The 13199-nt window shown below is 42.9% G+C and carries 10 protein-coding genes; all 10 read right to left on the minus strand.

Going from position 1 to position 13199, the window contains the following annotated elements; all coding sequences use genetic code 11:
* Nucleotides 1-100: 100 nt before the first annotated feature.
* Nucleotides 101-1243: a peptide chain release factor 2 gene (gene prfB, locus CD00_RS0109080; protein ID WP_026655680.1), complete on the minus strand. Its 1143-nt coding sequence runs from the start codon at nucleotides 1241-1243 to the stop codon at nucleotides 101-103.
* A gap of 68 nt (nucleotides 1244-1311) precedes the next feature.
* On the minus strand, nucleotides 1312-3876 hold the full coding sequence (secA, locus tag CD00_RS0109085) for a preprotein translocase subunit SecA (protein WP_026655681.1): 2565 nt from the start codon (nucleotides 3874-3876) through the stop codon (nucleotides 1312-1314).
* Nucleotides 3877-4029: 153 nt separating this feature from the next.
* Nucleotides 4030-4569: a hypothetical protein gene (locus tag CD00_RS0109090; protein ID WP_026655682.1), complete on the minus strand. Its 540-nt coding sequence runs from the start codon at nucleotides 4567-4569 to the stop codon at nucleotides 4030-4032.
* Nucleotides 4570-5622: 1053 nt separating this feature from the next.
* A complete protein-coding gene (locus CD00_RS0109095) occupies nucleotides 5623-6414 on the minus strand; it encodes an ABC transporter ATP-binding protein (protein WP_026655684.1) in 792 nt (263 codons plus the stop codon).
* 37 nt (nucleotides 6415-6451) lie between these two features.
* A complete protein-coding gene (locus CD00_RS0109100; protein WP_026655685.1) occupies nucleotides 6452-7642 on the minus strand; it encodes an ABC transporter permease in 1191 nt (396 codons plus the stop codon).
* A complete protein-coding gene (locus tag CD00_RS0109105) occupies nucleotides 7620-8033 on the minus strand; it encodes a DUF4418 family protein (protein ID WP_026655686.1) in 414 nt (137 codons plus the stop codon). Before CD00_RS0109105 ends, CD00_RS0109100 begins: the two co-directional genes overlap by 23 nt.
* A gap of 38 nt (nucleotides 8034-8071) precedes the next feature.
* Nucleotides 8072-9142: an ABC transporter substrate-binding protein gene (locus tag CD00_RS0109110; protein ID WP_026655687.1), complete on the minus strand. Its 1071-nt coding sequence runs from the start codon at nucleotides 9140-9142 to the stop codon at nucleotides 8072-8074.
* Nucleotides 9143-9161: 19 nt separating this feature from the next.
* Entirely contained in the window at nucleotides 9162-9941 is a 780-nt protein-coding gene (locus CD00_RS0109115) for an ABC transporter ATP-binding protein (RefSeq protein ID WP_026655688.1), read from the minus strand.
* Nucleotides 9935-10888: an ABC transporter permease gene (locus CD00_RS0109120; protein WP_026655689.1), complete on the minus strand. Its 954-nt coding sequence runs from the start codon at nucleotides 10886-10888 to the stop codon at nucleotides 9935-9937. Before CD00_RS0109120 ends, CD00_RS0109115 begins: the two co-directional genes overlap by 7 nt.
* A 172-nt stretch (nucleotides 10889-11060) precedes the next feature.
* Nucleotides 11061-12845, minus strand: coding sequence for a carbohydrate-binding protein (locus CD00_RS0109125; RefSeq protein WP_026655690.1), 1785 nt, complete (start codon nucleotides 12843-12845; stop codon nucleotides 11061-11063).
* Between the last annotated feature and the right edge of the window lie 354 nt (nucleotides 12846-13199).

The raw sequence follows: 13199 nt of genomic DNA on the forward strand, positions 1-13199 counted from the left end.
CGTCTTTTGTGGCATTAGTACCGCTACGAAGCGAGGGGAGCGAAAGCGTCCCTGAAACTCTTATATACTATGATTTTGTATTCTATAGATGTGTAAATTCTTACTCCTCAGATGTGTCTCCAACCGGCTTTCCACCTGTTGCGAGCCACTTGAGGTATGCATTGATGAAAGGATCGAGTTCTCCGTCAAGTACGCCGTCTGCGTTTGATGCCTTAAAGCCTGTACGTGTGTCATTTACCATTGTATAAGGCTGAAGCACGTAAGAACGGATCTGGCTTCCCCAAGCATTGTCTTTTACCTCTCCACGGATTCCGTCAAGCTTAGCCTGATTCTCCTCCTGCTTCATGATAAAGAGCTTTGCTTTAAGCATCTGCATAGCCTTGTCCTTGTTCTGGAACTGTGAACGCTCATTCTGGCAGGCAACTACAACACCTGTAGGAATATGTGTGATACGAACAGCGGATGAAGTCTTGTTGATGTGCTGTCCGCCGGCACCACTTGAACGATATGTGTCAATCCTGAGGTCATCAGGGTTAATCTCGATATCAACGTCTTCTTCGATATCAGGCATTACGTCACATGATACAAAAGAAGTCTGTCTCTTAGCCTGCGCATTGAAAGGACTGATACGAACAAGTCTGTGAACACCGTGCTCAGACTTAAGAAGTCCGTACGCATTTGTTCCCGAAATCTGGAATGTAACAGATTTGATACCTGCTTCGTCTCCGTCAAGAAGATCGAGAACTTCGGTTGTGAAGCCTTTTCTTTCTGCCCATCTTGTATACATACGATAGAGCATGCTTGCCCAGTCGCAAGCCTCTGTTCCGCCTGCACCGGCGTTAAGTCTGAGAATTACATCATATTTGTCATAAGGCTGGTTAAGAAGATTGCTGATTCTGATATTCTCAAGAGTATTCTCAAACTCATCAAGCTCTGCTCTTATCTCGGCAGCCATATCATCATCATCGACGCCCTCTGCGTTCTGCATATCGATAAGGTCGATTATATCGCCGTACTGCTTGTTGAGCTTATCAATTCCCGCAACAAGATCCTGCATGTTCTTAAGATCTTTGGTCTTCTTGTTTGCCTTCTCTGCATTATCCCAAAATCCGGGCTCCTCCATTTCACGGCTGAGCTCTTCTATTATCTTTTTCTTATTATCCAGATCAAGAGAAGCCGTCACTTCTTCAAGTGTGCCTCTGAGATTCTGAATTTCAACTTTCATCTGATCAAGTATTACCATTATGTTCTCCTATGTCCTATTCGCGATACGTTAGATTATTCGGTATTTCTTTTGCCAAAACGTATCACTTATACCCTGCCGCAACAATTCTTGTATTTCTTGCCGCTTCCGCAAGGGCAGGGATCATTTGGATAAACTTTGGCTTCAACTCTCTTAACGGGAGCTTTCTGAGCTGTATCATCCTTATTTGTGCCTGTAACTTTGGCAACCTGCTCACGCTCTACCTTCTCTTCGATATGAACATGGAAAAGAAGTCTCACTGCATCTTCCTTAATTCCCTTTGTCATATCATCGAACATCTCATAACCGGCAAGCTTATACTCAAGCTTAGGATCTCTCTGTCCGTATGCCTGAAGACCGATTCCCTGACGAAGCTGATCCATATCGTCAATGTGATCCATCCACTTTCTGTCGATTACTTTCAAAAGAATTACTCGCTCAATCTCTCTTATTGTCTCGGGCTCAGGGAATTCTGCTTCCTTAGCCTCATAGAGTTTAACGGCCTCTTCCTTGAGCTGCTGGATAAGACCTGACTTTGTAAGATTATCAATACGTCCTCTGTTGATCTTCTTAAGAGGAATTGTAGGAAGCAGGATCTCATTGAGCTCGTTGAAATCCCAGTTATCCGAATCAGTCTCTTCACCTACAACAGTCTCAACAGACGATTCAACAATATCTGTGATCATCTTGTAGATGGCATCTCTCATTGATTCTCCGTTAAGAACTTTCTTACGCTCAGCATAAATAATCTCTCTCTGCTCATTGTTTACCTGATCGTACTCAAGAAGATTCTTTCGGATTCCGTAGTTGTTGGACTCAATCTTCTTCTGTGCGGTCTCAATGGCTTTAGAAAGTGATGAATGCTCGATTTCCTGACCATCGGGAATTTTGAGCGCATTAAACATAGCAATAAGTCTCTCTGAACCAAAGAGTCTCATGAGGTTATCTTCAAGTGAAAGATAGAACTTAGACTCACCGGGATCTCCCTGACGTCCTGAACGTCCGCGGAGCTGATTATCGATACGTCTGCTCTCATGTCTCTCTGTTCCGATTATCTTAAGTCCGCCTGCTGCCTTTGCTTCTTCATCAAGCTTAATATCGGTACCACGGCCGGCCATGTTTGTTGCGATTGTTACAGCGCCGTGCTTACCTGCCTCAGCGACAATCTCAGCTTCCATCTCATGGAACTTCGCATTAAGTACCTGATGCTGGATTCCTCTCTTTTTAAGGAGCTTGCTGAGTTCCTCAGATGCCTCGATCGTGATCGTACCTACAAGAACAGGCTGTCCTTTCTTGTGAGCCTCTTCTACAGCATCACAGATAGCCTTAAGCTTTTCTTTCTTGGTCTTGTACATTGCATCCTGAAGGTCCTTACGGATAACAGGCTCATTTGTAGGGATCTCTATAACGTCCATTCCGTAAATATCACGGAATTCTCTTTCTTCTGTGAGAGCAGTACCTGTCATACCACATTTCTTTTCAAACTTATTAAAGAAGTTCTGGAATGTGATTGTTGCAAGAGTCTTGGACTCTCTCTTAACTTTAACGTGCTCTTTTGCCTCTATTGCCTGGTGAAGTCCGTCTGAATAACGACGTCCCGGCATAACACGACCTGTGAATTCATCAACGATAAGAACTTCGTCATTCTGAACGATATAGTCGTGATCTCTCTGCATTAAGTTATTTGCTCTGAGAGCAAGGATAATGTTGTGCTGGATCTCAAGATTCTCGGGATCTGCAAGGTTTTCGATGTGGAAGAATTTCTCAACTTTGGCAACACCCTGCTCGGTAAGATTAACGATCTTATCCTTCTCATTTACGATGAAGTCACCGGTTTCTTCTCTCTCAATGCCCATGATGGCATCCATCTTGGAGAGTTCTTCCATGTCTTCACCTCTTGTCATCTGCTTTGCAAGGATATCGCATGCCTCGTAAAGCTTTGTAGACTTATCAGACTGACCTGAAATAATAAGAGGGGTTCTTGCTTCGTCGATAAGAATTGAGTCGATCTCATCGATAATCGCGTAATTAAGTCCGCGAAGAACGCACTGCTCTTTATAAATAGCCATGTTGTCACGAAGATAATCAAAACCGAGCTCATTGTTTGTAACATATGTGATATCACAAGCATAAGCAGCTCTTCTCTCCTCAGAATTCATGCTGTTAAGTACAACACCTACCGTAAGTCCGAGGAATTCATGTATCTTACCCATCCATTCAGCATCACGCTTTGCAAGGTAATCATTTACTGTAACAACGTTTACACCCTTTCCTTCAAGTGCATCCAGATAAGAAGGAAGTGTGGCAACAAGTGTCTTACCTTCACCTGTTCTCATCTCTGCAATACGACCCTGATGCAAGATAACACCACCAATGAGCTGTACTCTGAAGTGCTCCATTCCAAGCACTCGCTTACCGGCTTCACGAACTACCGCATATGCCTCAGGCATGATATCATCAAGTGTTGCGCCATCGGCAAGTCTCTTTTTGAATTCTTCAGTCTTTCCTCTAAGTTCCTCGTCTGACAAAGACTGCATTATAGGCCTCATAGCCTCTATAGAGTCAACCGTGCTACGGATTCTCTTAAGCTCCCTCTCACTATGTGTTCCTATTATTTTGTTAATAATACTCATCTCTTTATTTCTCCCTAAAAAAAGGGTATACTGACCCCTTTTATTTAGCAAAAGTCCGTTGTACATTGTAACAGATTTGCATAAACTATTCAACTTTCTACATATAAAAAGCAGCTACAGGAGTTCTGTAGCTGCATATCAACTAATTATCACTTATCCGTGGAAATTTGAGTTACTGTACAAAATGCTTTTTACCTGACCGCCTTTTATTGTGAAGCTAAAGCTATAACCGTCGCATTTGTATGCATATATTTCTTCTTTTTTAAGCTTAGTCCTCTCATTAGGATTGCCATAAGCTGCCTCTACCTCTTCTGCCTTGCTTCCTATACCGATTCCTTTTGAAGTCTTAAATTCGCCGCCGTTAACAAGCATTGAACCAATAATTTCATTTCCTTCATCGGCAGATGTCGATATAGACAAGTTATAGTTTTCTCCGTTTTTATCGAAATCATAAGTTTTTCCGCTTGACTCTGTGCCATCTACTTCATCAGCCAATTCCGCAACAGACTTTATAGCCTCCACAACAGTCTGCGGATCATCCGTAAATGAAACGGTCTTTCCGTTATATTCAAAAGACGGATCTGCCTGCGTTATTTCTGTCGATATTGCTCCTGCTGAGCCGTTTCCGCATCCCATAAGTGCAAGCACCATTGCCGAAGCCATAATAATTGTTGTAATTCTTTTCTGTCTCATTTCTCTTTCCTCACTTAAAAATATATTTCGCCATAGGCGTTTTTTGAACTGTACTAATCATTCTAATACACTTGTACACCCTCTTCTTATTTCTGTCAACAACCTGAATATTGTGGAGTGTTCTTTTCCAGCGACGATGGATTTGCTTGTATGCTACTTCTAATGCCTATGACTACGCTTATTTGCTTCTTTCAATGCTTCCGGATTCACCTATGACCGTGAATCCCCCTACGGCAATGCTACTCAAGTATCATCGAGAACTGTAAATTCACGCTTCTCTCTTATACTTTTCATTTATCGCTTTTAATCCGATATTTACACCATTTTCTCCGAAGCAATGTTACTATCCGTGCACTCCACTTTCCAAAGCACCTATGACCTGTTAGCTGCTTTTTGCTCAAATGGGTCATACATACTCTTGGTTCTGCATTTAATTTTCCACGGGACATATGACCTGTTCTACTCTTTTCCCCACTTTTTGCCCAGAAGGGTCATGTGTACTCTCTGTTATGCACTCAAATTCTAAAAAAAAAAGCTTGATGCAAGGCATCATGTAGAAGACAATTCGCTAAAATGTGAAAAATATGCCTTAAGAAAAGAAAATCCTTGTTGCGAGGCATACATCATAATGAAATCACTGCTCTGCAAAAAGAAAAATATGCCTCAGGGAAAGCAAATCCTTAATGTGAGGCATACATTGCGAAGAAATCACGGCTCTACACTAACCAAAATATGCCTCAGGAAAAGCAAATCCTTAATGTAAGGCATACATTGCGAAGAAACCACTGCTCTGCACTAACCAAAATATGCCTCAGGAAGAGCAAATCCTTAATGTAAGGCATACATTGTGAAGAAACCACTGCTCTGCACTAACCAAAATATGCCTCAGGAAGATCAAATCCTTAATGTAAGGCATACATCATGATGAAATCGCTGCTCTGTAAAAAGCGTAGAAAGAAAAAAGATGCTGAACTATAGAAAACATGCAAAAAACGGCCCGAAAGCCGTTTTGTATTATCCGTATTTAATGGTATTACCCTTATTTTTTATAAATCAAGTAGTATGTTCAAGTTCATATTTGAAGTCAGCTTCCGCAATAGCTTCCTGCTCGTGGGAGCTTATGATAACGGTACTTCCCTGCGTGCTGAAACGCTTTAGGAGTTGAAGAACCGCCCTGACGTTTTTGCGGTCAAGATTTGCGGTTGGTTCATCCATAATTATTAGCTCAGGCTTTGTAATAAGCGTTCTTGCAATTGCGGCGCGTTTTATCTCGCCGCTCGAAAGACTCGACGGATACTCGTTTCGGAGCTGACTTAACCCAAGGGCGTCAAGAAGCTCCGCCGAAAAGCTTGTAGGTTCCTCTCCCTCAGGCGACTCCTTGCCAGTTTTATTGCCTTTGCCAGTGTTATTACCATTGCTAATGTTTTCTCCATTACCGATATTATCGCTAGTGTCATCGCTATCTCCATTGCCATCACCAATAAGATTTTTATTCTTTCCACCTTTGGCACTTATATCATATGCAAGTTCGAGGTTCTCACCAAGCGTCAGATACGGAATAAGCTCGCAGTTCTGAGTCATAACACCCATAAATCCCATTCTGAGCTTCGCCAATTCTTCATCTCCGAGCGCCGTAATCTCCTTTTCCCCGTAATACACCTTGCCCTCCGTAGGTTTACTGAGACCTGCAACTATATTAAGGAGCGTGCTCTTCCCAACGCCGCTGTCTCCGCTTATAACCGTGAATTTACCCTGCGGCAATGTTACGTTGATATCATCGAGAACCGTAAATTCACGCTTATCTCTCTTATACTTTTTAATTATCGCATCCAATCTGATATCCATACTTATTTCTCCGAAACAATATTATTATCAGTGCACCTCACAAATAGACATTCTCAGGGCACAGCTTCTTTATGCTAAACAACGCGCACAGCGGCCCAAGCACCGTGGTAAGCAAAAATGTCACAGCCACAACCGCAACTTCTTCACCGATATACGGCGCGGTAAAAGGAATCTTCGTAGCCGCCTCAATAAGCTGCAGCATCACAACAAATGATAGGAATCCAAACGCTGTACCTATAAGCGCGCCGGGAAATGCCGTCCACCATACTTCGCGCATAAGGAACTCAGCTATCTTCTTCCTGCTGATTCCGATCGTTCTAAGTATCTCAACTTCTTTTTTCCTGTCATTTAATGTGATGTAATGGATTATGAACAGTAAAAAAATACTGATAATTACCATGAGCACGATCACAACCGCGTAGACGATGTATGTGTCCTTAAGGCCCGAAAAAAGCTTTGAAGACACGCTCTCCGCAGTGACAATATCCACATCATCTATCCTTGAAAGTCCCGCAACAACCCTTGAAACCTTATCTTTGTCCGCAACTTTCACACAGACCGCAGATACGTCTTTGGAATTGACTTCAGCGATAACGCCCTGCCCCGCATTTTGCGCATTTTCCATAATCTCGCCGATAAGATTTCTGCTTACAAAAACAGTCGCATCCATGGAAGATCCGCTCTCATCAAGCGTTGCCGCAACAGGGTACTCTTTTCCAAACATCTTAAATGTCCCGCTTGTCACATTCACCTTGCTTCCGGCAATAAGCGCACCTTCTTCAAGCGACCTTATATACTTCCTGTCGATCCACGGTGTCACGACAAAATCCGAATCCATATCGATTCCGATTATCTGAACAGGCTGATCGCAGCAAGATGACTCAAGTGTCATAAGAAATGTCTGCGGCGACGCCGTTTCTACGCCTTCAACCTCTCTGATGCCGTCAATGACAGAACTGTCCATATAGAAAAAACTCTTTTTCGTGGTCAAAAGAATCCCCTCCATATCATCGCCGTGTCCTTTGGGTGTCACGATTATATCCGCTCCCATGCGCTGTGCGGCATTCTGACTTCCGTGAGCCATACCGAACGCGGTAAGAGAAATAATCACCATTGCAAAGGACAGCACCAGCCCGATAAGAATCAGGCCGATGCTGCGATATAGTTTTGAGGATATGCTCTTGAAAACCAACTTATCTAATTTATCAAATCTTTGAAGGGTTCCCATTCTTTTTTCCCCTTATAATAAAATCAACAACCGCTACTCCGGCAAGTACAATGCCGACAATCACAAGAAAAGGTCTTGTGTAAACGTAGCAGTGCATGCTCTTCATATCGCACACAGGTGCTATAACTCCGGGAAGGAGTGCAATAAAGATTCCGCCCACAATCTGGATTACTGATATAACTTTTTCCACAAGCAGTTTCTTGGCAAAAATCTGTACCGCCGCCAGAATCGCAAGAACTATACTCGCCGCAATGGCGAGAGTTCTAGTCTTATGACACTTTGCTTCCATATCTCCCATATCACCGCAAACATGTGCAAACGTAAATAAACCAACTATCACAAATGCAAGAATAAGCACTCTTAAAATATTTACAATCACTTTTGATTTCATAGTAATCATCTCCCAGTCAATTTTTTTGAGTAAAACACTTAGCTGTTTTCAGTAAATTTCTTGCTTGAAGGGTCATAAGTAAATGACTCAGGAACTCCCTCAAGATCTGGGAAAACAGTCTTTGTAAATTCATCCGCATTGAGCGAAGCGTCAAGATCGCCCGTCTTCTGAAGATCGTCGAATGATGCCTTAAATGTCTCTCTTCCAAGCTTTACAGAAGGCTCATAGTTAAGGCTTGCAAGGATCTCGCCGTATCTTGCGATGTCCTCTTCGCTCTCTGAAGGCATATATCCGTTCTCAACCTGAAGTCTTGCCGCTTCCTCAGGAAGTGCCTGAACGAAAGCTGCTGCCTTCTGGATTGCTCTTGCATACGCAGTCGCACCCTTTGGATTCTTTGCTATAAGCTCCTGTGATACATAAGCCTGGCAGCAATATTCCTTTGAAAAGACCTCGTCCTCACCGATATCAAGTATCTTGATAAAGTCATAGTTCTTCTCTGCGTTGTATGCCACGGGATCGTGAATTCCGATCGCATCTACGGCACCGTTATCAAGCGCTGTCGGAAGGTCTGTCATCGCATATGTCACAAACTGGATATCAGCATCGCTTCCGTTTACCTTAAATCCAAGACTGAACAGCTTTCTCTTAAGCTGAATCGGCGCAGAATCCGACAATGACGCAACGCCTATTGTCTTGCCCTTAAGATCTTCAAGGGAATTTACTCCGGAGCCGTTCTTTGAATAGAACTTTGTACATCCTCTGTGAAGTCCTGTCACAAAAGAGATTGAAAGTCCGTTTGATATAGGCTGCATGAGCGTACCGGTAAGTCCGTAGCCTGCATTGATCTCACCACTTGTTATCTGCTCCGTGATCGTATCTATATTGGAAGTTACAACTTCATACTTCTGCCCGATTGCTTCGAATTCCTCGTCAAAATAGCCGTTTATGATAGCTATATGAACCGGTGCAAGACACAAGCTTTCTTTGTTATTAAGAATCTTTACGGTAAGTTCTTCTCCTCCTTCGCTCTTTTCTGATTTAGCACCGCAGCCTACAAGCAGTGCCGCTGTCATGGTCAAAGCCAAAACACTTGCAATTACCTTTTTCATTTCTTTTCTCCTTAAAAAATTACAAATAATACTCCGGCTCTTTGTTCTCTCCGGCATAGTTCAGAATTTCCAGAATCTTCGTTCTGTATTTGATAAAGTCCGTTCCTCCTCTCGCTCTTGGTCTTCCAAGTTCTATATCAAGCACCTGCTCGATCTTCGCAGGTCTTGGCGTCATTATGACAACTTTGTCAGACAGATAAACAGCCTCGTCAACATCGTGTGTCACCATGATCATCGTCATCTTCTGATCCTTCCATATCTTTAAGATCTCATCCTGCATATTCATTCTTGTGAATGCATCCAGCGCACCGAGCGGCTCATCAAGCAAAAGAACTTTCGGATGTCCCACAAGCGCTCTTGCAAGCGACGCTCTCTGGTTCATTCCACCCGACAGCTGGTGCGGATAGGAATTTTCAAAGCCCGTAAGCCCGACCATTTCTATATATTCTTTTACATCTTCTTTTTTCTCTTTATATATTCCTCTCGCCCTCAGGCCAAAAGCGATATTGTTTTCAATAGAAAGCCACGGATAAAGATTTGCCTGCTGAAAAGCAAATCCTCTCTCATGCCCCGGTGCCGTAACAGGCTCTCCGTCAAGAAATACCGTTCCTTCATCTGCAAGTCCAAGTCCCGCAATAGCTCGCAGGAGTGTTGTCTTTCCGCATCCCGACGGGCCTATAAGCGATATAAAAGATCCGGGTTCAATATCAAGGTTTACTCCGTTCAGAGCATTTACAACACTTCCGTCAGGATTTGTAAAACTCTTGGATACGTTTTCAATTTTTATCTCTCCTACCATTTAATTACTCCCTTCTGCCATCCAAGCAGTCTGTCCTTGATCCTGAATAAAAGAGTGATTATCAGGTTACACAATACCGCAAGAAGTATCAGTCCCGCGTAAACGTTGGCATACAGCATCATGCTCTTTTGCCAGTTAAGATACCAGCCGATTCCCGATTTACAACCGAACATCTCGGCTGTCACAAGTGTTACAAACGAGCCTGTCGTCGCATAAAAAAAGCCGAGGAACACGTTGGGAAGCGCCGCAGGAATTCCGACTTTGAAGATTTTATATAACTTATTTGCTCCCAAAGTATCCGCAACCTCAAAATAAGTCTGCTGAACATTCTGTATTCCGTTACTTGTCATGACAGTTATCGGAAACCACACCGACAGTGCTATCATGAATACCGCCGCCTGATAAGATGTGCTAAAAAGTGAAAGCACGAGCGGTGACCATGATGTTGCAGGAATAGGTCCGATTATCTTGGTCAAAGGATTGATCCAATAAGCAACATTCTTGTTGAATCCTATAAGTATTCCCGTTGTAAATCCAAGCGCCGCTCCGACCGCAAATCCTATTATCAACAGCTTTCCGGATGATACTATGCATTCAAGCATGAGTACCCTGTCATTTACGAATACCGCAAACACCCTGTCCAGAGACGGGAAAAAGAGAACCGGAAGAAGCGCAAATTTACTGCATATAAGATTTATGAAGTTTAGCAGCTGTGCTCCTCCTGCGAGTAGCGGCCCGCTTTTTAAAAGATATTCGTCTGTCTTTTTATTAAAGAAGGAAGCTACATATAAACCTATGAATAATGCTCCTACTATATAAAGAAAGTATGTAAAGAACGGCCCTTTTGCATCAGGCTGTTTTGCCGAGTTCGGCACCGCCTCCTGGATCAGCAACGTAAATATCACCGATATGATGGGGCCGATCTTCTTTAGTTGTTTTGTAACCAATTACTTTTTCCTCCTCAACTATTAATTGTTGTGCTCCCGTTATAGACAACGAAAGCCGGAGGCTTCATTTTATTGAAACCTCCGGCTTTCCGGTCAGCTCAGTGCTTTATGATGTTCAAATCTTATCATACAAAGCACAAGCTGCATAATTCATGAATGTTATAGTTTGCAATCAGTTATTCTTATCACTAAAAAAGTAGTCCAGTCCTCCGCTCGCATCGCCGTTTCCGATTATTCCGAACTCGGTGCTCTGTCCGGGGTTTAGAACAGCATTCCAGGAGAGAGGCGTAAATATGTAGTATTCGCCATCTTCATCCACATTTGTGCACCAGCTCTGAGCAACGTTAATGTATTTCTTTTTGATCTTTAATGTCCATCCCGAAGACTGCTCTTCAGATATATTGGTAATCTTGAAATTTATCTGATAACCGCCGTCCCAGATATCTCTTGAATATTTAAGTTCAAGCTTGCAGTCGCCCTGAATATCCGGCTGTTCGGGCTCTTCGGGAATCTCAGGTTGTTCCGGTTCTTCCGGATTTTCAGTTTTCTCCGGATCCTCAGGTATTTCAGGCTTATCCGGTTCCTCAGGTAATTCAGGTTTGTCCGGGATCTCCGGCAACTCAGGCTGCTCTTTTTCCGGATCGTCATTTTCTTCTCCGCCCGATATAGGCTCATTGCCCGGAACCGGCATCATCTTACTCATGACTGTCCATTTATCGATCATACAACTTCCGACTTTGCAAACAAAATAAAGGTCATGTATTCCCTCTATATTAGGAGCTTTGGTTCTATAATGCAGATATTCACCGTCTGTATTCTCAACCTTTATAACGCCGAGAAGTTCTCCGTCAACGCTTCCTTCTCTTACCTCAACAGCTGCCGGCTTTTCACTCTTTGCAACAATAACAACCGATGTAAGGCCATATCTAAAGTTTACTTTTTGGGCTGAGATATATCCGTTTTCCTTAATCGATACAACCTTGTTCCAGCTATCTTCAACTATCTCGGCATTTTCTCTCGGGAAATCAATCTCTGCTTCGACATAGCCGTACGGACTAATCTTTTCACCGGGTGTCGGAAGCGGCCTGTCGGTGTTTCTGGGTGCCGCGCTCCAGGTATCAATGTTGCATTTTCCTTTTTTCCCAACAAAATAAATCTTCTGCATTCCTTCAAGGTTCGCCATTTCTCCCTCAAATGGCTTGTAGGAATCATCCGTGTCGCGAAATTCTATCGTGCCGATAAGTTCACCCGCAGGAGAATCTTTTCTAACCTCGATTATTCCGTCATCTTCAGCTCTTGCCTCAATCGTAATGCTCTTTAGTCCCTTTTCGAAGTTGACATCCTTCATAAGGAAAAAATCATTTTCAGAAAAATCGGCTAAAACAATACGTCTTTTATCCTTAACTACCCCTACTCCCGATGTGCCGAAGTTAACTTCCGCCTCATTATCCTTATACGGATCGATCTGCGGAACATCGCCGCCTTCGTAGATCTTGCCCGGAAGTGCCTTCCATGTCGCAATATCTATCGGATTGTTCGCCTCAAAATATATATCGTGTACTCCCGAAACGTTCACTTTCGGAATCCCGGTACTTTGATTAAACGAATAAGCTCTGATAAGTATCCTTGCGATAGGCTCGCTCTTCGGATCATCTATATATACATAAATTTCTGAACCGCCCCATCTTGTCCTTGCCGTCACTTCTATGCCGACAAGCCCCTTTGAAAAATCCACATTCTCCGCTTTAAGTATCTTTGATCCGGAGATCGGCGAATATTGAATACCGTCCTCATAGAAACCGCCGCCGTTTTCCATTATCTCCGTCTGTACTAATTCATACGGGTTTAAAAGAGCTTTCTCATTATTGGGTTCTGCTGCCTTTATTGCCATGCCCTGCAAAATCAGCATGACTGCTACCGCCAAAAAACTTATTGATACTCTCACTTTCCTTTTCATATTTTTTACCCCCGATACACTTTAACGACACTGCTACATAATTTGTAGTCCGAACAGCTAGATTACAGATAACTCATCTTGTTTTCTATTTTCTTATCTGTGTTTTCTCACCTATTTTTCCCACGATGCATCCCTAAATACAGATAACTCATCTTATTTTCTCTCTTCTTATCTGTGTTTTTCATCAATTTATCCCTCTAAATCACAGATAATCGCTTCGTTTTCGCATTTCTTATCTGTGTTTTTATCAATTTTCTCCTGTTAAACCTCCGAAAATCACAGATAATCGCCTTATTTTCACTTTTTTTATCTGCATAAAGAAAACCCGGTGACCGTCAAAAGACAGCCACCGGA

This window comes from Butyrivibrio sp. AE3003, from assembly GCF_000686065.1.
GTDB lineage: Bacteria > Bacillota > Clostridia > Lachnospirales > Lachnospiraceae > Butyrivibrio > Butyrivibrio hungatei_A.

Excerpts from the sequence above, each read along its gene's own strand:
- prfB (WP_026655680.1), bottom strand. The coding sequence starts at position 1,243 with ATGGTAATACTTGATCAGATGAAAGTTGAAATTCAGAATCTCAGAGGC.
- secA (WP_026655681.1), bottom strand. The coding sequence starts at position 3,876 with ATGAGTATTATTAACAAAATAATAGGAACACATAGTGAGAGGGAGCTT.
- CD00_RS0109090 (WP_026655682.1), bottom strand. The coding sequence starts at position 4,569 with ATGAGACAGAAAAGAATTACAACAATTATTATGGCTTCGGCAATGGTG.
- CD00_RS0109095 (WP_026655684.1), bottom strand. The coding sequence starts at position 6,414 with ATGGATATCAGATTGGATGCGATAATTAAAAAGTATAAGAGAGATAAG.
- CD00_RS0109100 (WP_026655685.1), bottom strand. The coding sequence starts at position 7,642 with ATGGGAACCCTTCAAAGATTTGATAAATTAGATAAGTTGGTTTTCAAG.
- CD00_RS0109105 (WP_026655686.1), bottom strand. The coding sequence starts at position 8,033 with ATGAAATCAAAAGTGATTGTAAATATTTTAAGAGTGCTTATTCTTGCA.
- CD00_RS0109110 (WP_026655687.1), bottom strand. The coding sequence starts at position 9,142 with ATGAAAAAGGTAATTGCAAGTGTTTTGGCTTTGACCATGACAGCGGCA.
- CD00_RS0109115 (WP_026655688.1), bottom strand. The coding sequence starts at position 9,941 with ATGGTAGGAGAGATAAAAATTGAAAACGTATCCAAGAGTTTTACAAAT.
- CD00_RS0109125 (WP_026655690.1), bottom strand. The coding sequence starts at position 12,845 with ATGAAAAGGAAAGTGAGAGTATCAATAAGTTTTTTGGCGGTAGCAGTC.